Origin of the sequence: Burkholderia sp. BCC0097 (genome assembly GCF_902832985.1) — a bacterium.
GTDB lineage: Bacteria > Pseudomonadota > Gammaproteobacteria > Burkholderiales > Burkholderiaceae > Burkholderia > Burkholderia orbicola.
Genome location: NZ_CADFDM010000010.1, coordinates 31,941 through 57,388 on the forward strand (window position 1 = coordinate 31,941; position 25,448 = coordinate 57,388).

Consider the following 25,448-nt stretch of genomic DNA (forward strand, 5'->3'; position numbering starts at 1 on the left):
GATTGATGAGCGACGATTCGCATCAATCCGACCCGCACCGCCGCGCGCGCCTTCGCTGGCGCGCGCGGCGGGGTCTGCTGGAGAACGACATCGTTTTCGAACGGTTCTTCGGCAGATACGAGCATGACCTCACCGATGCAGACGTAGGCGCGTTGTCGCGCCTGCTCGATCTGAGCGACAACGACCTGATGGACTTGCTCCTCGCGCGCAAGGAACCAGAGGGCGACCTAGACAGCCCGGACATTCACAGGCTGTTGGAGATGCTGCGCAACGTGTAACGCCAAGGTGTAACGCGCTGTGCCCGTTATCGAATCCCGTTTCTTTATTTCGATTGAGGATGTGCCATGACTCCGTCTGATGTTAAAGCCACGCTATCGTTCAGCGACAACTCGCCGAGCGTCGAACTGCCGATCTACAAGGGCACGATGGGCCCGGACGTGATCGACATCCGCAAGCTGTACGGCCAGACCGGCAAGTTCACTTATGACCCGGGCTTCATGTCGACGGCAGCTTGTAATTCGGCGATCACGTACATCGACGGCGACAAGGGCGAACTGCTGTATCGCGGCTACCCGATCGACAACCTCGCGCAAAACGCGGACTTCCTCGAAAGCTGCTACCTGCTGCTGAAGGGCGAACTGCCGAACGCCGCGCAGAAGAAGGAATTCGTCGACACCGTCACGAAGCACACGATGGTGCACGAGCAGATGCACTTCTTCTTCCGCGGCTTCCGCCGCGACGCGCACCCGATGGCGATCCTGGTCGCCGCAGTCGGCGCGCTGTCCGCGTTCTACCACGACTCGCTCGACATCAACGACCCGCGTCACCGCGAAGTGTCGGCGATCCGCATGATCGCGAAGCTGCCGACGCTCGTCGCGATGGCGTACAAGTACAGCATCGGCCAGCCGTTCGTGTATCCGAAGAACTCGCTGTCGTACAGCGCGAACTTCATGCACATGATGTTCTCGAACCCGTGCGAAGAGTACAAGGTCAACGACGTGCTCGTCCGCGCGCTCGACCGTATCCTGATCCTGCACGCCGATCACGAGCAGAACGCATCGACGTCGACGGTCCGCCTGGCCGGTTCGTCGGGCGCGAACCCGTTCGCGTGTATCGCGGCCGGTATCGCGTGTCTGTGGGGCCCGGCGCACGGTGGTGCGAACGAAGCCGCGCTGAACATGCTCGAGCAGATCGGTTCGCCGGACAACATCCCCGAATTCATCAAGCAGGTGAAGGACAAGAATTCGGGCGTGAAGCTGATGGGCTTCGGTCACCGCGTGTACAAGAACTACGATCCGCGTGCGAAGCTGATGCGCGAAACGTGCTACGAAGTGCTGAACGAACTGGGCCTGCACGACGACCCGCTGTTCAAGCTCGCGATGCAGCTCGAGAAGATCGCGCTGGAAGACGAATACTTCGTGTCGCGCAAGCTGTACCCGAACGTCGATTTCTACTCGGGTATCGTCCAGCGCGCGCTGGGCATCCCGACGTCGATGTTCACGTGTATCTTCGCGATGGCACGTACGGTCGGCTGGATCGCGCAGTGGAACGAAATGATCGCGGATCCGGAACAGAAGATCGGCCGTCCGCGTCAGCTGTTCGTCGGCGATACGCCGCGCGAAGCGAAGCCGATCGACGCACGTTAAACCGTGTGTGGCGCGAACGGCCGGCAGGCCGCTCGCGTCGGGCAATCGCCACGCCACGACACCCCGACGGGTCAGTCCGTCGGGGTGTTTTCATTTGTACGGCCGACGTTGGCCCGATCCGGCGCGGTGCTCCAGCGACGGTGGCCGTGTGTCGAGCGCGGGCGCATCGCCGTCGGGTGCATGGCCATGCTGCTTGAAGAACTGCCGGTACGCGCCGGGCGTCGTGCCGCGCGCGGCGAGGAACTGGCGATTGAAGTTCGCGGTATTCGGAATGCCGCAGCGCGCGGCCACCGTCGCGATCGGCCAGTCGGTGCCGACGAGATGGCGACATGCGTGCGCGAGCCGCAGCCGCTGCACGTAGCGGCCGACGCTTTCGCCGAGATGCCGGACGAACAGCCGTTGCAGTGTGCGTTCGGACAGGTGCGCGACAGCGGCGAGGGCGTCGATGCGCAGCGGTTCGTGGAAATGCCGGTCGATCGCGTCGAGCACGCGGTCGAGGCGTTCGGCTTCGGGGGCGGCCGGATCGGCGGGCGACGGCGTGCCGTGAGCCCGGTCGTACGCCTGCGCGGTGGCGAGCGGTTCGCCGCCGGCCTCCGCGAGATCGGCGAGCGTATCGAGCGTGGCCGCGAGCCGCACGCGCGGCGACGGATCGAGCAATCGCGGCAGCCGCGCGCGCATCGCGCGGGCCGTCTCCACGTCGAAGTGCAGGCCCGGCGCCGCACGCCGCAGCAGCGAGCGCAGCGGCGCGTATTCGGGGCAGCAGTCGGCCAGCCGCCGCACCCAGTCTCCGTCGAACCAGACGACGAGCGCGACCTCGGGCGCGTCGCGATCGATGCGCGCGTTCGACGACCACGTATGCGGCAGGTTCGGCGGCACGAGCACGAGATCGTCGTCCGCGTAACGCGCGACGTGATCGCCGATGAAGCGCTGGCCACGGCTGTTGAGCGTCAGCGTCAGCTCGTACTCGGGGTGGCGATGCCATTCGAACGGAATGCGCGCGAGCTGGCGGTGATACACGCGGATCGAACAGCCGGATGCGAACGTCACGTGCTCGTATTGCGGTTTCATCGCGGCCTCCGGGGGGAGCGGGCAGCGCGCCGTGGCATGATCGTGAGCGTTCTTCACGACGGAGCGATGCCATGTTTTCACATGTTTGCGTGGGTGTCGGCGATACGGTGCGTGCCTACGATTTCTACGCGCCGCTGTTCGCGGAACTCGGGCTGCGCCTGAAATTCCGCGAGCCGGACGGCTGGTCGGGCTGGATGCCGGCAGACGCCGAGCGGCCGCTGTTCTTCTTCGGCAAGCCGCTCGACGGCCATCCGCCGGAGCCGGGCAACGGCCACACGATCGCATTCGATGCGCCGACCCGCGCGCACGTCGATCGCTGCCACGCGCTCGCGCTGCGGCAGGGTGGCACCTGCGAAGGGCCGCCGGGCCTGCGGCCGCACTATCACCGCGACTATTACGGCGCCTATTTCCGCGACCCGGATGGCAACAAGCTCTGCGTGGTCTGCCATCGTCCTGAGTGACACGAGATTGTCAGGATTGTATCGATTATTGGCTGGATAGTGGTGATGGTGATCACGTGTCGGCCGTACGCTGACAGCACATCACGACATGCTTCAGCGAGGAGACGACGATGCAACTGACGATTGACGATCTGCCCGCCGCGATTCGCGCGGCGAAACGGGCGCTACGCGCCGACCTGCCCGGTTACGCGGCCACGTTCCGCGAAGTGGAGGGCGACATCGCACGGCAGGTCGACGCGATCCGCCGCGCGCACGCGCACGGCCGGGACGTGATTCCGGTCGTGCCGTTCGCGGATATCGCGGGTGGGCGGGTCGATCCGCACGCGACGACCGCGATCCGCGCGCATGGTGCGGTGGTGATCCGCGGCGTGTTCGATGCGCAGCAGGCACGCGACTGGAATGACGAGATCGGTGCGTATCTGGATGCGAACCGTTTCACCGAGCGGCTGCATGCACGCGCGGAAGACCGCTATTTCGGCAATCTCGCGTCGGGCAAGCCGCAGATTTACGGCGTTTATTGGTCGAAGCCGCAGGTGGCCGCGCGCCAGTCGCCGGCGCTGACGCGGGCGCGGGTGTTCCTGAACCGTCTGTGGCGACATGCGGACGGCGCGCGTACCCATTTCGATCCCGATCAGGTGCCCGCGTACGCGGACCGGATTCGCCGCCGGCCGCCCGGTTCGACGTCGCTCGGGCTGTCGCCGCATGTCGACGGCGGCTCCGTCGAGCGCTGGCTCGGCGCGAATTTTCGGCAGGTCTATCGTCACGTGCTGGCCGGCCGCTGGCGCGACTACGATCCGTTCGATGCGGCGTTCCGCCCCGACGTCGAGGAAATTCCGTCGCCGGCCGTGTGTTCGATGTTTCGCACTTTCCAGGGCTGGACCGCGCTGACGCCGCAGGGGCCCGGCGACGGCACGCTGCAGCTGATCCCGGTCGCGAACGCGATGGCCTATGTCGTGCTGCGCGCGCTGCAGGACGACGTCGCGGACGACGACCTGTGCGGCGCGCGTCCCGGCCGAGCGCTGTCGATCCGCCCGGAATGGCACGCGCTGCTGCTCGACGCACTGGTGCCGATCCCGCACATGGAGCCAGGCGACACGGTGTTCTGGCACGGCGACGTCGTGCATGCGGTCGAGGATGCGCATCTCGGCAGCGGCGACAGCAACGTGATGTACATCGCGGCCGCGCCCGGCTGCGCGAAGAACGATGCGTACCTGCAACGCCAGCGTGCGGCGTTCCTGCGTGGCGACAGCCCGCCCGATTTCCCGGCCGATCATTTCGAGGTCGATTTCGACGGGCGCGCGCAGGCGGGCGAACTCACGGCGCTCGGCCGTGCGCAGATGGGGTTCGAGCCCGACGCGTAAAGCGTGTGAGGCGGGCGAAAACCGCCGTTCGCGAGAGGGCGGGCGGCCGGTCTGCCGAATCCGCTGCGTGACGCGCGCAATTCGACGCAATCGGCTGTCGGCGCCGCCGAAATCGACGCGAATTGCGCAATTTGGCTTCCGATAATGGTCCGGACACAACGCCGCCGGCCCGTGCGCCGCACGGGTGCGGCAGACCATGGAGGAGTCGATGCAATTCACGCAAGCGATCGTTCGTCGTCCCGCGCCGTCCTGCGGCGCGGGTCTGACCACCGCCGAACTCGGTGCGCCCGATTACGACAAGACGCTCACGCAGTTCCACGCATACTGCGACGCGCTGCGCGCGCTCGGCGTCGAGCTGACCGAACTGCCGCCGCTGGATGCGTTTCCCGATTCGCACTTCGTCGAGGACGTCGCGGTCGTCACGCCCGAATTCGCGGTGATCACGTGCCCCGGCGCGCCTGCGCGGCGCGGCGAGACCGTTCATATCGAAGCCGCGCTCGCCGCGCATCGCGACCTGCTGCCGATGCAGTCCGGCCGCCTCGACGGCGGCGACGTGATGCAGGTCGGCAAGCGCTTCTTCATCGGCCTGACGAGCCGCACCGACGCGGAAGGCATCGCCGCGTTCGAAGCGTTGGTGTCGCGCCACGGCTATTCGGTCGTCGCGGTGCCGGTCGGCGCCGGCCTGCACCTGAAATCGGTCGTCAACGCGCTCGGCGATGACACGCTGCTCGTGACCGACGCGCTGGCCGCACACCCTGCGTTCGCCGACTATCGCCGGATCGCGATCTCGGCCGCCGACGAATACGCGGGCAACACGCTGCGCGTGAACGGCACGCTGATCACGCCGGCCGGGTACCCGCGCGTGCATGACGCGATCGCGTCGCTCGGGTTGCCGCTGCATGTGATCGACACGAGCGAATTCCGCAAGATGGACGGTGGCCTGACCTGCCTGTCGCTGCGGTTCTAGCCGATTGGCGCGCGGCCGCTTCGGCCGGATAATGTGGCCCCGCGCGGAACGGCAGACGTTGCGCGCACCAGCCACGACCCGACCGGAGCGAACGCGGATGACCGACAAGAAGATGCAGCTCGACAAGATCGATCTCCGGATCCTCGACATCCTGCGTACCGACGGGCGCATTTCCTACCGGAAGCTGTCGGAACTCGTGAACCTCACGCCGCGGCCGTGCCAGGCGCGTGTGGAGCGGCTCGAGGCGCTCGGCGTGATCGAAGGGTATCGCGCGGTGATCAAGGCGCCGCGTGCGACCAAGCCGATCGTCGTGATCGCGCAGATCGTGCTGGCCGACCACGGGCGTTCGCAGGTGCCGTTCGAAGAGGAAATGCGCGCGAATCCGGCCGTGCTCGATTGCTGGCTGGTGAGCGGCACGTTCGATTTTCTGGTGCGGCTCGCGTGCGAGGATCTCGACGAATACCGCCGGATCGCGAACGCGTGGCTGGAAAGCCCGCGCTTCCGGATCGAGAAGATCGTGACGACGGCCGAACTGCAGGCGATCAAGCGCAGCGTCGTGTGAGGCGTCCGGCCCGGCAGGGCCGGTTTCGATGCGAATGACCGGGGCAACCGATTTGCATTCCAAATCAAATCGGCTGGCGGGATCACAATCAGGGTGAACACTATGGATGCCATGCAAGCGGCAGCGCAGACGGCCGCGCCGTCCGGGACGACGCTGAAGCGCCGTCTGCAGGGGCGCCACATCGCGATGATCGCGATCGGCGGGTCGATCGGCACGGGGCTGTTCGTCGCGTCGGGCGCGTCGGTCGCGCAGGCGGGGCCGGGCGGGGCGATCGCCGCGTATGTCGCGATCGGGATCATGGTCTACTTCGTGGTCACCGGGCTGGGCGAGATGGCCGCGCTGATGCCGGTATCGGGTTCGTTCGCGATCTACGGCGAGAAGTACGTCGACGAAGGCTTCGGCGTCGCGCTCGGCTGGACCTACTGGTACAGCTGGGCGGTGACGATCGCGATCGAGCTGGTCGCCGCGCAGATCGTGATGCGCTACTGGTTTCCGTCGGTGCCGGGCGTGTGGTGGGGCGCGGGTTTTCTCGTGCTGATCTTCCTGCTCAATACGCTGTCGGTGCGCGGCTTCGGCGAATCGGAATACTGGTTCTCGCTGATCAAGGTCGTCACCGTGATCGCGTTCATCGCGGCCGGGCTGCTGATCGCGGCCGGCGTGCTGGGCGACGGGCATACCGGCAGCGGGCATACCGGCACCGGGCATCCGGTCGGCTGGCGCAACTTCACGACCGGCGACGCGCCGTTCGTCGGCGGCGTGCACGCGATGATGAGCGTCGCGTTGATCGCGGGCTTCTCGTTTCTCGGCACCGAGCTGGTCGGCATCACGGCCGGCGAATCGGAAAACCCGCGCAAGACGATTCCGCGCGCGGTGAAGCAGATCTTCTGGCGGATCATGCTGTTCTACGTGCTCGCGATCTTCGTGATCGGCCTGCTCGTGCCGTACACCGATCCGAACCTGCTGAAGAGCGACGTGACCGATGTCGGCGTGAGCCCGTTTACGCTGGTGTTCAGCCACGCGGGATTCCCGCTCGCCGCCGGCGCGATGAATCTGGTGATCCTGACGGCCGTGCTGTCGGCCGGCAATTCCGGCACCTACGCGGCGACGCGGATGCTGTACAACCTCGCATCGGAAGGGCGCGCGCCGGCGACGTTCGCGACGCTGTCGCCGGGGGGCGTGCCGCGCAACGCGCTGTACGCGACGATGGCCGTCGGCGGACTGTGCTTCCTCACGTCGCTGACCAACAACCAGCGCATCTATCTGTGGCTGCTGAATACGGTCGGCATCACCGGCTTCATCGCGTGGCTCGGCATTGCGGTCTGCCATTACCGGTTCCGCAAGGGCTTCCTGAAGCAGGGCTATCGGCTCGACCAGTTGCCGTATCGCGCGAAATGGTTTCCGTTCGGGCCGTTGTTCGCGATCGCGATCTGCATCGTGATTTCGCTCGGCCAGGATTACCAGGCGTTCTTCGCGGCGCGCATCGACTGGATGGAGGTGCTGTCGATCTACGTGTGGATTCCGCTGTTCGTCGCGATCTGGTGGGCGTATCGCCGCGCGCGCAAGAGCCGGCTCGTGCGCTACGAGGAGATGGACATCGGGCCTTGGCTCACGCGCTCGGTCGAAGCCGTCGATGTGGCCGCCTCGCAGCACGGGCAGCCGCACTGATCGCCCGCGGGCGATAGCGAAGCAACGGTAGCCGGCCGCATCGCATGGCCGGAGGCACGTGCCGCGTCGCTATTTGTCCAGCTCCGGATAGTGCCGGAAGATTCCCATGTCGTTGAACGGGATGCGGCGCTCCGACTCGAGATAGCGCGCGATGGGCGGATGCTGCGCAACGCGATCGTGCAGTGCGACGAGCGACGCGACCTTGCGCTCCGCGCGCTTCATCGCTTTCGGGAACGCATAGCGCAGGCCCTCGATCAACTGGAACATCGTCAGGTCCGCATAGCTGAGCGCGCTGCCCGCGATATAGCCGCTCTTGTGCGGATTCTGGTCGAGCACGCGCTCGAAGTAGCCGAGGAATTTCGGCAACCGGTTCTCGATGAAATCGGCGGAGCGTTCGGCCGCTTCCGCTTTCTGGTCCTCGTAGTAGAGGCCGCTGCCGATCGGGTGGTGCGTGTCGTGGATCTCGGTAATGAAATCGGCGGCGGTCAACTGGATCTGATGAACCCACAGCCGGCCGGCTTCGTCGTCGGGCGCGAGCCCGAGCCGGGCGCCGAGAAACAGCAGGATGTTCGCGGTCTGCCCGACGAGCACGTCGCCCGTCTTCAGGAACGGCGGCGCGAACGGCACGCATTCGGCCTTCGAGCTGTCCATCATGCGCATCATGGCGGACACGCCCATTCCGCGCCCCGATTCGCGCGCGACGTCGACGTAGTCGGCTTCGGCTGCCTCGAGCGCGAGCCGTACGTATTCGCCGCGGCCCTGGATCTCGGGCCAGTAATAGAGTTCATATCGCATGCTGTTCTCCTGTTCGTTGCACCGAATGCTGCCGGCTGCGTGACGGCGGGGCGGCCATGCGGCGCCCGCTGCGAATAGACAGTCTAGGAGATCGAAGGAAAAGTGCGGCCTTCGGAGCCGTAGAAGAACGCCCTGTGCTGGCCACCGGCGAAACAGAGGTGCGATGCGCTCGCCACCGATGAAACGGATGCGTCCAGCGGCGGAACGGCGCGGCGGCCGAGCAGATTCGACCGCCGTTTTCACTGCAATTTAACCGACGCCGCCTACGATCGTGCTTCGTCGCTCGGCAATACGTCGCGATGCCGATCCGTGCGTGGTTGCCCGATGGGCTTTTCCCTTGACCTCGCGAAATCCTGCGATCGTGCCTGTCGTCAGGTGCGTTCGTCATTCGCATCCTTTCGTCTCGTACTCATGAGTCAGCATATCCCGGCTTCGTCCCGCAGAACGTTCCTCTCCGCCGCGCCCGCCGTCGCCGCGGCTTCATTGCTCAGCGCATGCGGCGACGACGACGTCACGTCGGCGCCGGTCAGCGACGCCGCGCTTGCCGCGCAGATATCCGCGAAACTGAACGCCCAGCTCGGCGATGCGGCGACGGTCGACGCGATCGTGCCGGCAATGACCGACGTCGGCTTCACATGGGATCTGCCGACGGCGCCGGCCGCGCAGGTCGGCGCGATCGTCGCGTACAGCTTCGGCAATCGGCCGAACGCGGCGAGCGGCAATACGTCGAGCACCGGCGGCAACCAGTCCGCGCTGCCCGATCCGGGACCCGTGAACGAAGCGCTCGCGGACGTCGTGTACCGCATCCGCCAGTTGAAGCCCGTCAAGGTCTACGCGCAGTGGGAAATCGCACGCTTTCTCGTGTCGAAATACGGACTGGGCGCCGACGTGCTGTCGTCGATCGAACCGGTGACCGCGAGCGACGGCTCGATCGTGTACCTGAGCACCGCGGGTGTCGCGGCCGTGGCCGTATCGCGCGCGGGCGGCGCGGCGGCGATGGGCACCGTCGCGGTGGTCGGCCATCGCGATCATGCGAAGCGCTGCATCCAGACTTCGCAGCAGGCGGGCATGAAGGCGGCCGCGGTCGCCGAGGTGCCGCTGCCGACGACGTACGACCCGCAGTCGGGCCAGCCGTGGACGCGCAACCGCAGCCTCTATCTCGTCCACGACATGTATGCGCAGATGCTGACGCGCGCGATGACCGCGACGATGCAGGCGTTCCCGAAGGGCTGATCCCTTCCATTGTTTCTCATTCGAATCCCGTATCCCCTGACCATGACGAATCGCCGCCATTTCCTGGCTTCCACTTCATTGCTCGCCGCATCGTGCGCCGCTGCCGCGCCCGCTTTCGCGGACGACGCGCCCGTTTCCGACGCGGAACTGCAACGCCAGATGCTCGGCAAGCTGACGAATGAACTGAACGACCGCGCGGCCGCCGCCGACGAAACCGCTTACCTGCTCGACACGTTTTTCTCGTGGACGCCGCCAACGGTCGACGCTGCCGCCATCAACGCGATTGCCGCGTTCAGTTTCAGCAGTCGCGCCGGGGCATCGGCCGCTGCGCCGGTGCCGGGCCCCGTGAACGAGGCGATCGCCGATGCGGTGTTCCAGCTCCGCCAAAAAGTCGCGGCGCCGGTTTTCGCGCAGCAGGAAGTCGCGAGCGTGCTCGCGTCGAAGTACGGACTGATGGCGGGCGTCACGTCGATCGCGACGCCCGCCGCAGTCGCCGGCAGCCCGATACCGACGCCCGACGGCGTGGTGGCCGCGATCGTCAGGCAGGCCGGGTCGGCCGCGGCGCTCGGCAAGGTCGGCGTGGTCACGCATCGCGATCAGGCGTCGCTCGCCGTGCGCGTGTCGAACGCGGCGGGGATGCAGGCGGCGGTGCCGGCCGGACTGGCGCTGCCGGGCGTCTACGATGCATCGGCCCAGCAGCCGGCGATGCGGCGGCGCGATCTTTACCTGATGAGCAACGCCGGCATACAGCTCGCGATGCTGCGGCTCGCCCTGATCAATCGCGAATATCCGAACGGGTAGGCGAGGGGCGAACACGGGCACCGCACGCGCAATCGTCTCGCGCCGGATCGTGTGTGCCCCGTTTTGGCTGGTAATGCCGATACAGGTATTGGCACTACCAGCCAAACCACTGTTTTTAATGGGTTTTTTCGCGTCCGGCCCGCGCCGGCGCGCGTTCTGCGTGGCATAATCGACCACATCCGCAAGGCTTGTAGTCACAACGACCCCGCATACCCATGGCACAGACTCTCTACGACAAACTGTGGAACACCCACGTGGTCCACACCGAGGAAGACGGCACGACCCTGCTCTATATCGACCGTCAGCTGCTGCATGAAGTCACGAGCCCGCAGGCATTCGAAGGGCTGAAGATCGCGCAGCGTCCGGTGTGGCGCATCAGCGCGAACCTGGCCGTGTCGGACCACAACGTGCCGACGACGGACCGCAGCCACGGCATCGCCGATCCCGTCTCGAAGCTGCAGGTCGACACGCTCGACGCGAACTGCGACGCATTCGGCATCACCCAATTCAAGATGAACGACGTGCGCCAGGGCATCGTCCACATCATCGGGCCGGAGCAGGGCGCGACGCTGCCGGGCATGACGATCGTGTGCGGCGATTCGCATACGTCGACGCACGGCGCGTTCGGCGCGCTCGCGCACGGCATCGGCACGTCGGAAGTCGAGCACGTGCTCGCGACGCAGACCCTGCTGCAGAAGAAGAGCAAGAACATGCTCGTGAAGGTCGAGGGCGCACTGCCGCGCGGCTGTACCGCGAAGGACATCGTGCTCGCGATCATCGGCAAGATCGGCACCGCGGGCGGTACGGGCTACGCGATCGAATTCGGCGGCTCGACCATTCGCGCGCTGACAATGGAAGGCCGCATGACCGTCTGCAACATGGCGATCGAGGCCGGCGCGCGCGCAGGCATGGTCGCGGTGGACGACACGACGATCGACTACCTGAAGGGCCGTCCGTTCGTGCCGACCGGCGCGGAATGGGATCAGGCCGTCGAATACTGGCGCCAGTTCAAGTCGGACGACGGCGCGCAGTTCGACCGCGTGGTCGAGCTGAACGCGGCCGAGATCGTCCCGCAGGTCACGTGGGGCACGTCGCCGGAAATGGTCACGTCGATCGACGGTCGCGTGCCCGATCCCGAGCGCGAAAAGGATCCGGTCAAGCGCGACGCGATGGAGCGCGCGCTGGCGTACATGGCGCTCGAGCCGAACACGCCGATCGAATCGATCAAGGTCGACAAGATCTTCATCGGCTCGTGCACGAACGCACGGATCGAGGACATCCGCGCGGCCGCGTACGTCGTGAAGAAGCTGAACCGTCGCGTCGCGTCGAACGTGCGGCTCGCGATGGTCGTGCCGGGCTCGGGCCTCGTGAAGGCGCAGGCCGAGCGCGAAGGGCTCGACAAGGTGTTCACCGATGCGGGCTTCGAATGGCGCGAGCCGGGCTGCTCGATGTGCCTCGCGATGAACGCCGACCGGCTCGATCCGGGCGAGCGCTGCGCGTCGACGTCGAACCGCAACTTCGAAGGCCGGCAGGGCGCGGGCGGCCGCACGCACCTCGTGAGCCCCGCGATGGCGGCGGCCGCGGCGATCGAAGGTCACTTCGTCGACATTCGCCAGCTGGGGTAACACGTGACGGCATCGAAGGTCATCGCGCGGCTGGTTGCCGCGCTGGCGCTGGCGGGGCTGGGCTTCGGCCTCGCGGGCTGCAATACCGTCCGAGGCTTCGGGGAAGACGTCAACGCCGCCGGCAGCGCACTGAAGCGCGCCGCGGAGTGACGTTCCCGCCGAGAATTTGTCGATGTGCGCCGGCTGAATGCCGGCCCTTCAACCGGATAGACGGATCATGGAAAAATTCAATGTACATACCGGCGTCGTGGCGCCGCTCGATCGCGAGAACGTCGACACCGACGCGATCATCCCGAAGCAGTTCCTGAAGTCGATCAAGCGCACGGGCTTCGGCCCGAACGCGTTCGACGAGTGGCGTTACCTCGATCACGGCGAGCCGGGCCAGGACAACTCGAAGCGCCCGCTGAACCCGGACTTCGTGCTGAACCAGCCGCGCTACCAGGGCGCATCGGTGCTGCTTGCACGCAAGAACTTCGGCTGCGGCAGCTCGCGCGAGCACGCGCCGTGGGCGCTGCAGCAGTACGGTTTCCGCGCGATCATCGCGCCGAGCTTCGCCGACATCTTCTTCAACAACTGCTACAAGAACGGTTTGCTGCCGATCGTGCTGACCGAGCAGCAGGTCGATCACCTGTTCAACGATACTTACGCGTTCAATGGCTACGAGCTGACGATCGATCTCGACGCGCAGGTCGTGCGCGCGGGCGACGGCCGCGAGTATCCGTTCGAGATCGCCGCGTTCCGCAAGTACTGCCTGCTGAATGGCTTCGACGACATCGGCCTCACGCTGCGCCACGCGGACAAGATCCGCCAGTTCGAGGCGGAGCGGCTCGTGAAGCAGCCGTGGCTCAACACCAAGCTGGTCGGCTGATCGCGCGTGGCGGGTGGGCGTGCCGTGCGTGCGCTCGCCGGCCTGCCTCCATAACAATCTACCCAGTCAGGAATTTCGCATGAAGATTGCAGTGCTGCCCGGCGACGGCATCGGTCCGGAAATCGTCAATGAAGCGGTGAAGGTGCTGAACGCACTCGACGAGAAGTTCGAACTCGAACAGGCGCCGGTCGGCGGCGCGGGCTACGAGGCGAGCGGCCATCCGCTGCCCGACGCGACGCTGGCGCTCGCGAAGCAGGCCGACGCGATCCTGTTCGGCGCGGTCGGCGACTGGAAGTACGACTCGCTGGAGCGCGCGCTGCGCCCCGAGCAGGCGATCCTCGGGCTGCGCAAGCACCTCGAGCTGTTCGCGAACTTTCGCCCGGCGATCTGCTATCCGCAGCTCGTCGATGCCTCGCCGTTGAAGCCGGAACTCGTCGCGGGGCTCGACATCCTGATCGTGCGCGAACTGAACGGCGACATCTACTTTGGCCAGCCGCGCGGCGTGCGTGCGGCGCCGGACGGCCCGTTCGCCGGCGAGCGCGAAGGCTTCGACACGATGCGCTATTCGGAGCCGGAAGTGCGCCGCATCGCGCACGTCGCGTTCCAGGCCGCGCAAAAGCGCGCGAAGAAGCTGCTGTCGGTCGACAAGTCGAACGTGCTGGAAACGTCGCAGTTCTGGCGCGACATCATGATCGACGTGTCGAAGGAATACGCGGACGTCGAGCTGTCGCACATGTACGTCGACAACGCGGCGATGCAGCTCGCGAAGGCGCCGAAGCAGTTCGACGTGATCGTCACCGGCAACATGTTCGGCGACATCCTGTCGGATGAAGCGTCGATGCTGACGGGTTCGATCGGCATGCTGCCGTCGGCGTCGCTCGACAAGCACAACAAGGGGTTGTACGAGCCGTCGCACGGTTCGGCGCCGGACATCGCGGGCAAGGGCATCGCAAACCCGCTCGCGACGATCCTGTCGGCCGCGATGCTGCTGCGCTACTCGCTGAATCGCGCCCAGCAGGCCGATCGCATCGAGCGTGCGGTGAAAACGGTGCTCGAACAAGGCTATCGCACGGGCGACATCGCGACGCCGGGCTGCAAGCAGGTCGGCACGGCGGCGATGGGCGACGCGGTGGTCGCGGCGCTGTAAGCGGACGGAAATGAAGTCCGGTAATTAAGATGAAAAGGGCGCGAACGGGCCGGAAAAATCGGCCGGTTCGCGCACCGTTGGCCGTTGTGCGGGCCACCGGCTTTGTGTAGACTCGAACGATGGCGCTGATTTCCCTGATCTCCCCGGTCCTGAAACTCCACGGCAACACTGCCCGTGCGGGTGCGCGCGCCATCGTCATCACGAAAACCATTACCACGAAAACGATCATTAAACGCTGATCGCCGTCGTGCCCGCCTGTTTCCCCGCGCGGTCACGCGGGGACGGAAATGGCGGGGAAGCTCCATTCAAAGCAAAGGGTTAGTCATGAACGTAGGTCTCGTAGGTTGGCGCGGCATGGTCGGCAGCGTCCTGATGCAGCGCATGCAGGAAGAGGGCGATTTCGACCTGATCGAACCGGTGTTCTTCAGCACCAGCAACACGGGCGGCAAGGCGCCGTCGTTCGCTAAAAACGAGACTACGCTCAAGGACGCGACCAACGTCGACGAGCTGAAGAAGTGCGACGTGATCATCACGTGCCAGGGTGGCGACTACACGAACGACGTGTTCCCGAAGCTGCGCGCGGCCGGCTGGAACGGCTATTGGATCGACGCGGCATCGTCGCTGCGGATGAAGGACGACGCGGTCATCATCCTCGATCCGGTCAACCTCGACGTGATCAAGGACGCGCTCGTCAAGGGCACGAAGAACTTCATCGGCGGCAACTGCACGGTCAGCCTGATGCTGATGGCGCTCGGCGGCCTGTTCCGCGAGAACCTCGTCGACTGGCTGACGGCGATGACCTACCAGGCCGCATCGGGCGCGGGCGCGCAGAACATGCGCGAGCTGCTGTCGCAGATGGGCACGCTGAACGGCGCGGTCCAGGAACAGCTCGCCGATCCGGCATCCGCGATCCTCGACATCGACCGTCGCGTGCTGGCCGCGATGAACAGCGATGCGATGCCGACGAGCCACTTCGGCGTGCCGCTCGCCGGTTCGCTGATTCCGTGGATCGACAAGGATCTCGGCAACGGGATGTCGAAGGAAGAGTGGAAGGGCGGCGCGGAAACCAACAAGATCCTCGGCAAGCCGGCGATGGGCGAACCGGGGTCGATCCCGGTCGACGGCCTGTGCGTGCGAATCGGCGCGATGCGCTGCCACTCGCAGGCGCTGACGATCAAGCTGAAGAAGGACGTGCCGCTCGACGAGATCAACGGCATCCTCGCATCGGCGAACGACTGGGTGAAGGTCGTGCCGAACGAGCGTGAAGCGTCGATGCGCGACCTGTCGCCGGCGAAGATCACCGGCACGCTGTCGGTGCCGGTCGGCCGCCTGCGCAAGCTCGCGATGGGCGGCGAATACCTGTCGGCGTTCACGGTCGGCGACCAGTTGCTGTGGGGCGCGGCCGAGCCGCTGCGCCGCATGCTGCGCATCCTGCTCGACAAGTAAGCACGCTGACTGTCCGGCCCGCGGGCCGGGCTGCATGATACGACGCGCCGCGTCGGCCTCGAGATTCGGGGTCGGCGCGGCGCGTTTTTCATGCGTGGTTCAGCGCAGGTTCAGCAGCGTCTGGTCGACGGCCTGCTGGGTCTTGATCGTCTGCGCATTCGCCTGGTAATTGCGCTGCGCGGTGATCAGGTTCACGAGCTCGGTCGTCAGGTTGACGTTCGAGTTTTCGAGGGCGCTGCCCTGCAGCGTGCCGTGGTTCGTGCTGCCAGGAGCTGAGATCTGCGGCACGCCCGACGCGGCCGTTTCCGCATACTGGTTGCCGCCGATGTTCACGAGCCCGTTCGGGTTGTTGAAGTTCGCCAGCGCGATCAGGCCGAGCACCGCGCTCTGGCCGTTCGAATAGTTGCCGGTGAGCTTGCCGTCGGTGCCGATCGAGAACGTCGTCAGCGTGCCGCTCGCGAATCCGTCCTGCGCGAGATTGTTCACGCCGTCCTTGCCGCCGTACTGCGTCGTGCCGCCGAGGTCGAGCGTCAGGTTCTGCGGATTGGCGCCGCCCGTCGTGTTCGGGATCGAGAACGCGAACTGGCCGAGGCTCGGCGTCGGCTGGCCGGTCGTGGCCGACGTCGTCGAGCTGAGCCGGCCCGATGCATCGAACGTGACGGTGCCGAGATTCGTCGGCGTCTGGCCCTGCACGCCCGCGTAGGCCTGCCACGTGCCGGCCGCGCTCTTCGCGAAGTACATCGTGACCTGTTGCGAGCCGCCGAGCGTGTCGTAGAACTGGATCGACGCGTTGTAGTTGTACGTCGTGTTGTCGGTCGCGTTGAATGGCGTCTTGGCCGGCACCTTGTCTTGCGCGTTCAGGTTGAACTGGCCGGTGATCTTGCTCGTCGCGCGCGGTGCGATGTTGCTGGTCGGCGCTTGCAGCGGCACGGTCTGCGCGGTGTTGATCACGCCGCCGGCGCCTGCCGCATAGCCCATCAGGCTGCGGCCTTGCGCGTCGACGATCGCGCCGTTCTTGTCGCGGTGGAACGTGCCGTCGCGTGAGTACGTGGTCACGCCGTTGCTCGACATCTGGAAGAAGCCGTTGCCGTTGATTGCAACGTCGAGCGACGACTTCGTCGAATTGATCGTCCCCTGGCCGAAATTCTGCTGCACCGACGCGAGCCGCGTGCCGATGCCGATCTGCGTGTTGACCGACGTCGCGACCGAATTCGCGTACATGTCGGCGAAGTTCGCGCGTCCCTGCTTGAAGCCGACCGTGTTTGCGTTCGCGATGTTGTTGCCGATCACGTCGAGATTGCTCGACGCCCCGGCCAACCCGCTCAAACCCTGCTGATAGCCCATGTTCGTCCCCGTAACGAGCTGGTGAGTGATGCAGTCGTGCGACTGCGCGATGGCCCTCCGGTACTTCACGGCATCAGCCCGATCGCGCGTTCCTGTCTTTCCGGCATGTGCAGGCGCGAGGTCGAAATGTGCCGATTCCTGTTTGAAGGCGATCGTATCGACGGCGGTTATCAGGTCTGTGTAATTTTGTGTAATGTAATTGAATTGATGCAGAAACGATCGCTTTTGTATGAGCAATGGATCGTATGGAAGGCGGCGAAAGCCTTGCGGGGCGGGGCTTTGGTGGCGTGAATTTACATTTATCCGATAAGAGGGGGAAATTGCCTTCTTATCGAGGAATTGGAATTGGAATTGATTCGGGCGGGATTGATCGCCAGTCGGGATTCGTTTTGATTTCTGGCGGCTAATTCATTAACGGCCGGCGGGGCGGATTGTTGAGAGTGCTGGAGATCCTGTCGCTCCGGTCCTGCGGAGGATGCCCGCTGAGCGCCGGAAAGCCATGTCATTCGAGTGGGGCGCGAGTCTGCCAGAAGACGGCTTTCGACTGCGGCACGCAGGTTCGTTTTGATCGATCGGATGCATGCGCTACGACACGCGTACCCGCTCGACATGAGCGCCCGCCCGCGCCCGGTGGCACCTGCCGGCGACGAATTCGGCCGGAACCCGATCGCGTGAAGTAAACTACGCGGTTACGACGCACAGACCCGCCGAAAGCGTCGCGTTCCGCGCGACGCTTTTGCATTTCTGCAGCCACTTTATTGACGCTTCCAACCGCGAATCCGAGCCGCGCCCGCGCGCGGCGATAGAGCCAACGATGTCCCGAATTTTCTTGTTTCCGCGTCAGTCCCGCTTGTCGCGCGCCGTGCGTGGCGCGCTGGCGATCCTGGCGCTCGGCGCAGCCGCATCGGCGTGGGCAGTCGGCACCGGCGAATTGCCGGCGTCCGCCGCCGGCGCCGCCGCACCGCTTACCGTGACGGTCCAGCCCGGCCAGTCGCTGAACGACATCGCGAAAGCGGCCACGCAATCGCATGATCCGGCCGTGCTCGCACGCGCTGGCCGTGCGTTGTTCGACGCCAATCCGCAGGCGTTCATGAAACGCGACGCGAGCCGCCTGAAAGTCGGCGCGACGCTGACCGTGCCCGCGCTCGACGTCACTGGCGCGGCGCTCGCGCCGGCCGGTGCATCCGTTGCCTCCGGTGCGGCGGCTGCTTCCGCGCCCGCCGCCGCGTCGGGCGGAGCGGCGATCGCGCAGCATGGCGCATCCGCGCCGCATCCCGGCTCGGCCGTGCAAGCCGCGCCGGTGGCGCCGGCCGTGCATGCGGCTCCGGTGAGCGGGGCGAGTGTCGCGACGGCGACGGCGGCGGGGGTGTTGGCTTCGAGCGGTGCTTCGGCTTCTATCGGCGCGTCGGCCCCATATGGCGCGTCGGCTGTCGAAAGCACGCAGCCGGCGGCGTCCACGGCCGGTGCAAGCGGCCCGCACGTGTGGAGCGGTGCGATCCAGTCGGCGCCGTCGTCCGCGAGCGAGGCTGCGGGGCAGGCGGTGCCGGGTAGCCCGGTCTCCGGCGTGCACGAACCGGCCGGCGCGGCGCCCGCCCTGAGTGCGTCGCAGCCGCGGCCGTCGAGCCTGCAGCAATTGCTGGCGTTGAAGAATCGCGTGCTGATGGAGTTGCAGAAGCACGGCATCGGCAAGCCGGCGACGACGACCGGCGTCGCGCCTGCGCCTGCTCCGGCGCCCGCCGCGCCGCGTCCGGCCGCGGATGACGCGGGTGCATCGGCCGCGGCATCGACGGCGGACGAAGCCGCGTCGGGTGCGGCAGCGAGTGCGCCGCAACCAGCATCGGCTTCGGTACAACCGGTCGCGCCTGTCGCGACGCCTGCACGTCGTACCGAACAGATGGACTGGCGCCCGGTCGCCGTGGCCGGCGCTGCCGTGATCGTGCTTGCGGTCGGCTTCGCATGGCGCAAGCGCCGGAAGGGTCGCCGCGCTGACGATGCGAGTACCGTTGCGGCTGCGGCCGCAGCAGGCGCCGCCGCGGCTACAGAAACGGAAGCCGAAGCTACGCCGTCCGTCGAACGCGAACTGCCGATCACGCCCGAGATGCCGGTCGCACGCGATGCGGCGTCCGACATGAACCTCGCCGCGGCGACTGCCGCTGCGGCGGAGACGATCGAGCCGCCCGCAGCGGACACATCTCCCGCGCGCGAAGTGGCGGTGCCGCACGACGAGTCGCCCGAATTGCCGACTGCTCATGCTGCGGGCTCGCCCGCGAACGGGGCGACTTCGGTTCCGGTCGAGGCTGCGCACGACGTACAACCGGCTGAAGAAGCCACTGCCGACGACAAGCCGGCCGAATCTGCCGAGCTGACCGCCGCATCCGCCGCATCGGTCGCATCGGTCGCATCTTCGACGACCGAAGCGCAGCACGCGTCGCTGATGCAGAACGCGATCAGCGCGCTCAACAGTCTCGACATGCCGTTGCCGCCGCGGACGGCGGACGAGCCATCGTCGACGGCGGAGGAACTGTCTGCGCCGGCCGCGCAGTCTGGCACCGATAAAATCGCAACTAACGGTCAGTCCGCCCAGCACCCGCCAATGGGCGCGGGGGAACCGCCACCGGAACATCCCGCCGACCAGGACGACGAGTTCGATTGGGACCCGGACGCAGCGACGCCCGCCGGCCAAGCTGGCAGCCCGCCCGCGACGACATCGCTGCCCCCGCTCGGCGGCGCGCAGTTCGGCGCGCTGAAGCTCGACTTCGATCTCGACCTGCCGTCCACGCCGGGCGCCGCGCTGCCCGCGCTCACCCCGAACGAGCTCGCGCGCATTGCCCGCAACAAGCTCGATCTCGCGGCCGAATACGTCGAACTGGGCGACCTGTCCGGCGCACGGACGCTGCTGCAGGAAGTGGTCGACGCGAACGATGCCGCGACCCGCGACGACGCACGCGCGCTGCTCGCGAAACTGGCGGACGAGGCGTGATGCGGATCGCGCTGGGCATTCAGTACGACGGCGCGGCGTTCTGCGGGTGGCAGGCGCAGCCGCACGGCAAGACCGTGCAGGACCGGCTCGAACATGCGCTGGCCGAATTCGCGCGGGTGCCGCTGCACACGACGGTGGCCGGGCGGACCGATACCGGCGTGCACGGGCTCGGGCAAGTCGTGCATTTCGACACCGATCTCGAACGGGAGGTGTTCTCGTGGGTGCGCGGCACCAACGCGTTCCTGCCGTCGACCGTATCGGTGCAATGGGCGAAGCCGATGCCGGACACGTTCCATGCGCGTTTCTCGGCGTTCGAGCGCACCTACTACTACGCGCTGTACGTGCATCCGGTGCGTTCGCCGATGCTGGCCGGGCGCGCCGGCTGGATCCACACGCCGCTCGACGACGACGCAATGCGCGCCGCCGCCGCGCATTTGATCGGCGAGCACGACTTTTCGTCGTTCCGGTCGTCGGAATGCCAGTCGAAGACGCCGGTCAAACACCTGTATCAGATCGACGTGCGGCGCGCGGGGCATTTCATTCATTTCCGCTTCCGCGCGAACGCGTTCCTGCATCACATGGTGCGCAACCTGATGGGCTGCCTCGTCGCAGTCGGGCGCGGCCGCTATCCGGCCGACTGGCTCGCCGACGTACTGGCCGGGCGCGACCGCACTCTCGCTGCGCCCACGTTCATGGCCGACGGGCTGTACCTCGCCCACGTCGGCTACCCGGCGGAATTCGCCGTCCCGCCCGCGCAGCTCGGCAGCGTGCCATGGAGCAGCGTTTGGGCCGATCTGGACCCACAAACATGACGGAGCACGCCGTGTCTTCTTCGACTTCCGCCGCGGCCGGCCTGCCGCCGCGCACGCGTATCAAGCTGTGCGGGCTGTCGCGCCCCGAGGACGTGCTGCACGCGGCGGCGCTCGGCGCCGATGCGATCGGCCTCGTGTTCTATCCGAAGAGCCCGCGCGCGGTGACGATCGCGCAGGCGGCCGAGCTGGCGAGCCTCGCGCCGCCGTTCGTGTCCGTGGTCGGGCTGTTCGTGAACGCGACCGAAGCCGACATCGAAGCCGTCGTGCGCGACGTGCCGCTCACGCTGCTGCAGTTCCACGGCGACGAGACGCCGCAGCAGTGCGACGCGCTCGGCCGCGCGGCCCGCCTGCCGTGGTTGCGTGCGGTGCGCGTCGGCCCCTCGACGCAGCGTGCCGATTTGGTAGAATCGGCTCTTCATTATTCGAAAGCGCGCGGCCTCCTGTTCGACACTTTGGTGCCGGATTACGGCGGTAGCGGCAAGGTCTTCGATTGGTCTCTTATTCCCGCAGAGCTCGCGCGTCGGGCCGTTTTGAGTGGTGGCTTGAACGCGCAAAACGTCGGTGATGCGATCCGCCAGCTGCGTCCGTTCGCTGTCGATGTCTCGAGTGGCATCGAAGTGGAGGGCGCGAAGGGCGTGAAGGATCACGCCCGGATGGCGGCGTTCGTACGCGCGGTGCGCGCAGCGGACGCCGGGTGATGCAAGCCGGTGCGGCCCCCAAAGCGGGCGCACCGACCGATCGAGAGAGACACCATGTACAACCTTCCTGATGATCGCGGCCATTTCGGCCCATATGGCGGCGTGTTCGTCGCCGAGACGCTGATTCACGCGCTGGACGAACTGCGCGCGGCGTATGCAAAGTTCCAGAACGATCCTGACTTCGTCGCCGAATTCGAGCGCGAGTTGAAGTATTTCGTCGGCCGCCCGTCGCCGATCTATCACGCGCAGCGCTGGAGCGAGATGCTCGGCGGCGCGCAGATCTACCTGAAGCGCGAAGACCTGAACCACACGGGCGCGCACAAGATCAACAACGTGATCGGCCAGGCGCTGCTCGCGAAGCGCATGGGCAAGAAACGCGTGATCGCGGAAACGGGCGCCGGCCAGCACGGCGTCGCGACCGCGACGATCTGCGCGCGCTTCGGAATGGAGTGTGTCGTCTACATGGGCTCGGAGGACGTGCGCCGGCAGGCCGCCAACGTCTACCGGATGAAGCTGCTGGGCGCGACGGTCGTGCCGGTCGAATCGGGTTCGCGCACGCTGAAGGACGCGCTGAACGAAGCGATGCGCGACTGGGTCACGAACATCGAAAGCACGTTCTACATCATCGGCACGGTCGCGGGCCCGCACCCGTACCCGATGATGGTGCGCGACTTCCAGCGCGTGATCGGGGACGAATGCAAGGTGCAGATGCCCGAACTCGCGGGGCGTCAGCCGGATGCGGTGATCGCCTGCGTCGGCGGCGGGTCGAACGCGATGGGCATCTTCTATCCGTACATCGACGACAAATCGGTGCAGCTGATCGGCGTCGAAGCGGCCGGCGACGGCCTCGACACGGGCCATCATGCGGCCTCGCTGATCGCCGGCAGCCCGGGTGTGCTGCACGGCAACCGCACGTATCTGCTGCAGGACGACAACGGCCAGATCATCGAGACGCATTCGGTGTCGGCGGGCCTCGACTATCCGGGCGTCGGCCCCGAGCACGCGTGGCTGAAGGACAGCGGCCGCGCGCAGTACGTACCGATCACCGATGACGAGGCGTTGAAGGCGTTTCACGACTGCTGCCGGATCGAGGGGATCATTCCCGCGCTCGAGTCGAGCCATGCGATCGCGTACGGCGTGAAGCTCGCGCCGACGTTGCCGAAGGACAAGCTCCTGCTCGTCAACCTGTCGGGCCGCGGCGACAAGGACATGCACACGGTCGCCGAGCGATCGGGCATCGAGCTCTGACCCCGACCGATGCGTGACCTGATCGAAGAGCCGGGCGGCGGTGCCGCGAGCGAGGCGGAGGCGGTTCAGCCCGCCGCTGCCGTGCCGCGCGCGCTGCCGTCCGGTATCGAGTTGCACAACCGCGATTTCCTGACCGATGCCGCGTACCTGCCGGATGCGTCGATCGACCTGATCGTCGCCGATCCGCCGTACGGGCTCGGCAAGGACTACGGCAACGATTCGGACAAGCGTTCGGGCGACGATTTCCTCGCGTGGACGCGCGGGTGGCTCGAACTCGCGATTCCGAAGCTGAAGCCGAGCGGGTCGATGTACATCTTCTGCACGTGGCAGTACGCGCCGGAAATCTTCAGTTTCCTGAAGACGCAGCTCACGATGGTCAACGAGATCATCTGGGACCGGCGCGTGCCGAGCATGGGCGGCACGACGCGCCGTTTCACGTCGGTGCACGACAACATCGGCTTTTTCGCGGTTTCGAAGGCGTATTACTTCGATCTCGATCCGGTCCGCATCCCGTACGACGCCGACACGAAGAAGGCCCGCTCGCGCAAGCTGTTCGAGGGCAGCAAGTGGCTGGAGATGGGCTACAACCCGAAGGACGTCTGGTCGGTCTCGCGCCTGCACAGGCAGCACGCGGAGCGCGTCGATCATCCGACCCAGAAGCCGCTGGAAATCATCGAGCGGATGGTGCTCGCAAGCTGCCCGCCGGGCGGCCGCGTGCTCGATCCGTTCATGGGCAGCGGCACGACCGCGGTGGCCTGCGCACGGCAGGGGCGCGACTTCGTCGGCTACGAGATCAACGAAAGCTATTGTGCGATCGCGCACGAGCGCGTGAGCGCGCTCGCCGCGCCGGCGTGCGCGTGAATCGCGCCGCCGCATCGCCGAATGCTGCTTTGCATGGGACCGGAGTAAGCGCTAAAGCGCTAACTCCGGTCGACATAGGAAAATTATCATGAATCGTATTCAGCAGACCTTCGCCGCGCTCGCCGAACAAGGCCGTAAGGGCCTGATCCCGTTCATCACGGCCGGCGACCCGGATCCCGCGAAAACCGTCGAATTCATGCACGCGCTCGCCGCGGGCGGCGCGGACGTGATCGAACTCGGCGTACCGTTCTCGGACCCGATGGCCGACGGCCCCGTGATCCAGCGCTCGTCGGAGCGCGCGCTCGCGCGCGGCGTCACGTTGAAGAGCGTGCTCGCCGACGTGAAGCGTTTTCGCGAAACCGACCCCAAAACCCCCGTCGTGCTGATGGGCTATGCGAATCCGATCGAACGGATGGGCGTCGACGCGTTCGCGGCCGAGGCGCACGCGGCCGGCGTCGACGGCGTGCTGGTGGTCGACTATCCGCCGGAAGAGGCGGGCGTGTTCGCGGAAAAAATGCGCGCCGCGCAGATCGATCCGATCTTCCTGCTCGCGCCCACGTCGACCGACGAACGCATCGCCGACGTCGGCAAGATCGCGAGCGGCTACGTGTATTACGTGTCGCTCAAGGGCGTGACCGGTGCGGGAAATCTGGATGTTTCGAGCATTGCAGGTAAAATCCCGGCCATCAAGTCGCGCGTGCCGGTTCCGGTGGGCGTCGGCTTCGGCATCCGCGACGCCGAAACGGCGCGCGCGGTGGCCGAAGTGTCGGACGCCGTCGTGATCGGCAGCCGCCTCGTGCAACTGCTCGAAAGCGCCGAACCGGACGCTGCCGCCGCCGCGTTGAAGACTTTCATCGCCGAGCTGCGCGCCGCGCTGGACGGTGCGGGCAAGACGGCGCGATAAACACAACACAGGAAGCGGGAACGGGCCGGTTGGGCCGCCCCGCCACGGAACAGGAAACCATACGATGAGCTGGCTCGACAAACTGTTGCCGCCGAAGATCAAGCAGACCGACCCGAAAAGCCGCAAGGGCATTCCGGAAGGCCTGTGGGTCAAGTGCCCGTCCTGCGAGGCCGTTCTCTATCGCAACGACGTGGACGCGAACCTGCACGTGTGCCCGAAGTGCGATCACCACATGCGCATCGGCGCGCGCGAGCGCCTCGACGGGCTGCTCGATCCGGAAGGCCGCTATGAAATCGGCCAGGAAATCGTGCCGGTCGACTCGCTGAAGTTCAAGGACAGCCGCAAGTACCCCGATCGTCTGAAGGAAGCGATGGACGAAACCGGCGAAACCGACGCGATGGTCGTGATGGGCGGCGCGATCCACACGCTGCCCGTCGTCGCGGCCTGTTTCGAGTTCTCGTTCATGGGCGGCTCGATGGGTTCGGTCGTCGGCGAGCGCTTCGCGCGCGGTGCGCAGAACGCGCTGGAGCAGCACGTGCCGTTCATCTGCTTCACGGCGTCGGGCGGCGCACGGATGCAGGAAAGCCTGCTGTCGCTGATGCAGATGGCCAAGACCACTGCGATGCTGACGAAGCTGGCCGAAGCCAAGCTGCCGTTCATCTCGGTGCTGACCGACCCGACGATGGGCGGCGTGTCGGCGAGCTTCGCGTTCCTCGGCGACGTCGTGATCGCGGAGCCGAAGGCGCTGATCGGCTTCGCCGGCCCGCGCGTGATCGAGCAGACGGTTCGCGAGAAGCTGCCCGAAGGCTTCCAGCGCGCCGAATTCCTGCTGAAGACGGGCGCGATCGACATGATCGTCGACCGTCGCAAGATGCGCGACGAGATCGCGCAGTTGCTCGCGCTGCTGCAGCGACAGCCGGCCGACGCGCTGGCCTGACCGGCGCAAGGTTGTGACT

26 protein-coding genes are annotated in these 25,448 nt (G+C 66.4%); 23 read left to right on the top strand and 3 right to left on the bottom strand.

The genetic code is table 11. The features are described from left to right. Positions 1 to 5 precede the first annotated feature (5 nt). A complete protein-coding gene (locus HWX07_RS29165) occupies positions 6 to 278 on the top strand; it encodes a succinate dehydrogenase assembly factor 2 (RefSeq protein ID WP_011548107.1) in 273 nt (90 codons plus the stop codon). 66 nt (positions 279 to 344) lie between these two features. Further along, positions 345 to 1,646 carry a citrate synthase gene (gene gltA, locus HWX07_RS29170; RefSeq protein ID WP_006479350.1) on the top strand — a complete coding sequence of 434 codons (1,302 nt, stop codon included), beginning with the start codon at positions 345 to 347 and terminating at the stop codon, positions 1,644 to 1,646. A gap of 90 nt (positions 1,647 to 1,736) precedes the next feature. Here the strand turns inward: gltA and HWX07_RS29175 are convergent, their stop codons facing one another. Continuing rightward, on the bottom strand, positions 1,737 to 2,714 hold the full coding sequence (locus HWX07_RS29175; RefSeq protein ID WP_175807838.1) for an AraC family transcriptional regulator: 978 nt from the start codon (positions 2,712 to 2,714) through the stop codon (positions 1,737 to 1,739). Positions 2,715 to 2,785: 71 nt separating this feature from the next. Here HWX07_RS29175 and HWX07_RS29180 point away from each other — a divergent pair, with 71 nt between their 5' ends. The 5 genes from HWX07_RS29180 (at position 2,786) to HWX07_RS29200 (ending at position 7,730) form a co-directional block, all read left to right on the top strand. After that, positions 2,786 to 3,175 carry a VOC family protein gene (locus HWX07_RS29180; protein WP_175878636.1) on the top strand — a complete coding sequence of 130 codons (390 nt, stop codon included), beginning with the start codon at positions 2,786 to 2,788 and terminating at the stop codon, positions 3,173 to 3,175. Positions 3,176 to 3,285: 110 nt separating this feature from the next. Continuing rightward, positions 3,286 to 4,536 carry a DUF1479 domain-containing protein gene (locus tag HWX07_RS29185; protein WP_175878637.1) on the top strand — a complete coding sequence of 417 codons (1,251 nt, stop codon included), beginning with the start codon at positions 3,286 to 3,288 and terminating at the stop codon, positions 4,534 to 4,536. A 208-nt stretch (positions 4,537 to 4,744) separates the two neighbouring features. After that, positions 4,745 to 5,503: an arginine deiminase family protein gene (locus HWX07_RS29190; protein ID WP_175878638.1), complete on the top strand. Its 759-nt coding sequence runs from the start codon at positions 4,745 to 4,747 to the stop codon at positions 5,501 to 5,503. A gap of 97 nt (positions 5,504 to 5,600) precedes the next feature. Next, on the top strand, positions 5,601 to 6,065 hold the full coding sequence (locus tag HWX07_RS29195; protein ID WP_175807842.1) for an Lrp/AsnC family transcriptional regulator: 465 nt from the start codon (positions 5,601 to 5,603) through the stop codon (positions 6,063 to 6,065). A gap of 102 nt (positions 6,066 to 6,167) precedes the next feature. Further along, positions 6,168 to 7,730, top strand: a complete 1,563-nt coding sequence (locus HWX07_RS29200) for an amino acid permease (RefSeq protein ID WP_175878639.1) — start codon at positions 6,168 to 6,170, stop codon at positions 7,728 to 7,730. A gap of 69 nt (positions 7,731 to 7,799) precedes the next feature. On the opposite strand, the gene HWX07_RS29205 is transcribed toward HWX07_RS29200, so the two are convergent. Then, positions 7,800 to 8,525: a glutathione S-transferase gene (locus tag HWX07_RS29205; RefSeq protein WP_175878640.1), complete on the bottom strand. Its 726-nt coding sequence runs from the start codon at positions 8,523 to 8,525 to the stop codon at positions 7,800 to 7,802. Positions 8,526 to 8,936: 411 nt separating this feature from the next. Here HWX07_RS29205 and HWX07_RS29210 point away from each other — a divergent pair, with 411 nt between their 5' ends. The 8 genes from HWX07_RS29210 (at position 8,937) to asd (ending at position 15,645) form a co-directional block, all read left to right on the top strand. Continuing rightward, the gene (locus HWX07_RS29210) at positions 8,937 to 9,758 is read left to right on the top strand and encodes a hypothetical protein (RefSeq protein ID WP_175878641.1); all 822 of its coding nucleotides are present in this window, start codon (positions 8,937 to 8,939) and stop codon (positions 9,756 to 9,758) included. Between the two features lie 42 nt (positions 9,759 to 9,800). Next, positions 9,801 to 10,559 (top strand): Tat pathway signal protein, encoded by a 759-nt coding sequence (locus tag HWX07_RS29215; RefSeq protein ID WP_175878642.1) that lies wholly within the window; start codon positions 9,801 to 9,803, stop codon positions 10,557 to 10,559. A 215-nt stretch (positions 10,560 to 10,774) separates the two neighbouring features. Further along, positions 10,775 to 12,184 carry a 3-isopropylmalate dehydratase large subunit gene (gene leuC / locus HWX07_RS29220; RefSeq protein WP_175807847.1) on the top strand — a complete coding sequence of 470 codons (1,410 nt, stop codon included), beginning with the start codon at positions 10,775 to 10,777 and terminating at the stop codon, positions 12,182 to 12,184. A 3-nt stretch (positions 12,185 to 12,187) separates the two neighbouring features. After that, on the top strand, positions 12,188 to 12,334 hold the full coding sequence (locus HWX07_RS29225) for an entericidin A/B family lipoprotein (RefSeq protein WP_011548098.1): 147 nt from the start codon (positions 12,188 to 12,190) through the stop codon (positions 12,332 to 12,334). 67 nt (positions 12,335 to 12,401) lie between these two features. Beyond that, positions 12,402 to 13,052, top strand: coding sequence for a 3-isopropylmalate dehydratase small subunit (leuD, locus tag HWX07_RS29230; protein WP_175878643.1), 651 nt, complete (start codon positions 12,402 to 12,404; stop codon positions 13,050 to 13,052). A gap of 79 nt (positions 13,053 to 13,131) precedes the next feature. Further along, on the top strand, positions 13,132 to 14,199 hold the full coding sequence (gene leuB / locus HWX07_RS29235; RefSeq protein WP_175878644.1) for a 3-isopropylmalate dehydrogenase: 1,068 nt from the start codon (positions 13,132 to 13,134) through the stop codon (positions 14,197 to 14,199). 119 nt (positions 14,200 to 14,318) lie between these two features. Next, positions 14,319 to 14,438, top strand: coding sequence for a hypothetical protein (locus HWX07_RS29240; RefSeq protein WP_006756675.1), 120 nt, complete (start codon positions 14,319 to 14,321; stop codon positions 14,436 to 14,438). A gap of 85 nt (positions 14,439 to 14,523) precedes the next feature. After that, positions 14,524 to 15,645, top strand: a complete 1,122-nt coding sequence (gene asd / locus HWX07_RS29245; RefSeq protein ID WP_175807848.1) for an aspartate-semialdehyde dehydrogenase — start codon at positions 14,524 to 14,526, stop codon at positions 15,643 to 15,645. Positions 15,646 to 15,744: 99 nt separating this feature from the next. Here the strand turns inward: asd and flgE are convergent, their stop codons facing one another. Beyond that, positions 15,745 to 16,989, bottom strand: coding sequence for a flagellar hook protein FlgE (gene flgE / locus HWX07_RS29250; protein ID WP_175878645.1), 1,245 nt, complete (start codon positions 16,987 to 16,989; stop codon positions 15,745 to 15,747). Positions 16,990 to 17,010: 21 nt separating this feature from the next. Between flgE and HWX07_RS29255 the strand changes: the two genes are divergently transcribed. From HWX07_RS29255 to accD, 8 genes are all read left to right on the top strand, one after another. Then, positions 17,011 to 17,280, top strand: a complete 270-nt coding sequence (locus tag HWX07_RS29255; RefSeq protein WP_175878646.1) for a hypothetical protein — start codon at positions 17,011 to 17,013, stop codon at positions 17,278 to 17,280. 523 nt (positions 17,281 to 17,803) lie between these two features. Next, positions 17,804 to 19,969, top strand: a complete 2,166-nt coding sequence (locus HWX07_RS29260) for a FimV/HubP family polar landmark protein (RefSeq protein WP_175878647.1) — start codon at positions 17,804 to 17,806, stop codon at positions 19,967 to 19,969. Then, positions 19,969 to 20,781: a tRNA pseudouridine(38-40) synthase TruA gene (truA, locus tag HWX07_RS29265; RefSeq protein WP_175807852.1), complete on the top strand. Its 813-nt coding sequence runs from the start codon at positions 19,969 to 19,971 to the stop codon at positions 20,779 to 20,781. Before HWX07_RS29260 ends, truA begins: the two co-directional genes overlap by 1 nt. Then, entirely contained in the window at positions 20,778 to 21,479 is a 702-nt protein-coding gene (locus HWX07_RS29270) for a phosphoribosylanthranilate isomerase (protein WP_175878795.1), read from the top strand. The genes truA and HWX07_RS29270 overlap by 4 nt, the downstream gene beginning before the upstream one ends. 54 nt (positions 21,480 to 21,533) lie before the next feature. After that, positions 21,534 to 22,727, top strand: a complete 1,194-nt coding sequence (gene trpB / locus HWX07_RS29275) for a tryptophan synthase subunit beta (RefSeq protein ID WP_175878648.1) — start codon at positions 21,534 to 21,536, stop codon at positions 22,725 to 22,727. A gap of 9 nt (positions 22,728 to 22,736) precedes the next feature. Next, the gene (locus tag HWX07_RS29280; RefSeq protein WP_175878649.1) at positions 22,737 to 23,588 is read left to right on the top strand and encodes a site-specific DNA-methyltransferase; all 852 of its coding nucleotides are present in this window, start codon (positions 22,737 to 22,739) and stop codon (positions 23,586 to 23,588) included. An 88-nt stretch (positions 23,589 to 23,676) separates the two neighbouring features. After that, positions 23,677 to 24,492, top strand: a complete 816-nt coding sequence (gene trpA / locus HWX07_RS29285) for a tryptophan synthase subunit alpha (protein ID WP_124467598.1) — start codon at positions 23,677 to 23,679, stop codon at positions 24,490 to 24,492. Positions 24,493 to 24,556: 64 nt separating this feature from the next. Next, positions 24,557 to 25,429, top strand: a complete 873-nt coding sequence (accD, locus tag HWX07_RS29290; RefSeq protein ID WP_009691548.1) for an acetyl-CoA carboxylase, carboxyltransferase subunit beta — start codon at positions 24,557 to 24,559, stop codon at positions 25,427 to 25,429. Positions 25,430 to 25,448: the final 19 nt, after the last annotated feature.

What these genes read in the sequence shown, in the direction of transcription:
- HWX07_RS29165 (WP_011548107.1), top strand. Translation starts at nt 6, where the DNA reads ATGAGCGACGATTCGCATCAATCCGACCCGCACCGCCGCGCGCGCCTT.
- gltA (WP_006479350.1), top strand. Translation starts at nt 345, where the DNA reads ATGACTCCGTCTGATGTTAAAGCCACGCTATCGTTCAGCGACAACTCG.
- HWX07_RS29175 (WP_175807838.1), bottom strand. Translation starts at nt 2,714, where the DNA reads ATGAAACCGCAATACGAGCACGTGACGTTCGCATCCGGCTGTTCGATC.
- HWX07_RS29180 (WP_175878636.1), top strand. Translation starts at nt 2,786, where the DNA reads ATGTTTTCACATGTTTGCGTGGGTGTCGGCGATACGGTGCGTGCCTAC.
- HWX07_RS29185 (WP_175878637.1), top strand. Translation starts at nt 3,286, where the DNA reads ATGCAACTGACGATTGACGATCTGCCCGCCGCGATTCGCGCGGCGAAA.
- HWX07_RS29190 (WP_175878638.1), top strand. Translation starts at nt 4,745, where the DNA reads ATGCAATTCACGCAAGCGATCGTTCGTCGTCCCGCGCCGTCCTGCGGC.
- HWX07_RS29195 (WP_175807842.1), top strand. Translation starts at nt 5,601, where the DNA reads ATGACCGACAAGAAGATGCAGCTCGACAAGATCGATCTCCGGATCCTC.
- HWX07_RS29200 (WP_175878639.1), top strand. Translation starts at nt 6,168, where the DNA reads ATGGATGCCATGCAAGCGGCAGCGCAGACGGCCGCGCCGTCCGGGACG.
- HWX07_RS29205 (WP_175878640.1), bottom strand. Translation starts at nt 8,525, where the DNA reads ATGCGATATGAACTCTATTACTGGCCCGAGATCCAGGGCCGCGGCGAA.
- HWX07_RS29210 (WP_175878641.1), top strand. Translation starts at nt 8,937, where the DNA reads ATGAGTCAGCATATCCCGGCTTCGTCCCGCAGAACGTTCCTCTCCGCC.
- HWX07_RS29215 (WP_175878642.1), top strand. Translation starts at nt 9,801, where the DNA reads ATGACGAATCGCCGCCATTTCCTGGCTTCCACTTCATTGCTCGCCGCA.
- leuC (WP_175807847.1), top strand. Translation starts at nt 10,775, where the DNA reads ATGGCACAGACTCTCTACGACAAACTGTGGAACACCCACGTGGTCCAC.
- leuD (WP_175878643.1), top strand. Translation starts at nt 12,402, where the DNA reads ATGGAAAAATTCAATGTACATACCGGCGTCGTGGCGCCGCTCGATCGC.
- leuB (WP_175878644.1), top strand. Translation starts at nt 13,132, where the DNA reads ATGAAGATTGCAGTGCTGCCCGGCGACGGCATCGGTCCGGAAATCGTC.
- HWX07_RS29240 (WP_006756675.1), top strand. Translation starts at nt 14,319, where the DNA reads ATGGCGCTGATTTCCCTGATCTCCCCGGTCCTGAAACTCCACGGCAAC.
- asd (WP_175807848.1), top strand. Translation starts at nt 14,524, where the DNA reads ATGAACGTAGGTCTCGTAGGTTGGCGCGGCATGGTCGGCAGCGTCCTG.
- flgE (WP_175878645.1), bottom strand. Translation starts at nt 16,989, where the DNA reads ATGGGCTATCAGCAGGGTTTGAGCGGGTTGGCCGGGGCGTCGAGCAAT.
- HWX07_RS29260 (WP_175878647.1), top strand. Translation starts at nt 17,804, where the DNA reads ATGTCCCGAATTTTCTTGTTTCCGCGTCAGTCCCGCTTGTCGCGCGCC.
- truA (WP_175807852.1), top strand. Translation starts at nt 19,969, where the DNA reads ATGCGGATCGCGCTGGGCATTCAGTACGACGGCGCGGCGTTCTGCGGG.
- HWX07_RS29270 (WP_175878795.1), top strand. Translation starts at nt 20,778, where the DNA reads ATGACGGAGCACGCCGTGTCTTCTTCGACTTCCGCCGCGGCCGGCCTG.
- trpB (WP_175878648.1), top strand. Translation starts at nt 21,534, where the DNA reads ATGTACAACCTTCCTGATGATCGCGGCCATTTCGGCCCATATGGCGGC.
- HWX07_RS29280 (WP_175878649.1), top strand. Translation starts at nt 22,737, where the DNA reads ATGCGTGACCTGATCGAAGAGCCGGGCGGCGGTGCCGCGAGCGAGGCG.
- trpA (WP_124467598.1), top strand. Translation starts at nt 23,677, where the DNA reads ATGAATCGTATTCAGCAGACCTTCGCCGCGCTCGCCGAACAAGGCCGT.
- accD (WP_009691548.1), top strand. Translation starts at nt 24,557, where the DNA reads ATGAGCTGGCTCGACAAACTGTTGCCGCCGAAGATCAAGCAGACCGAC.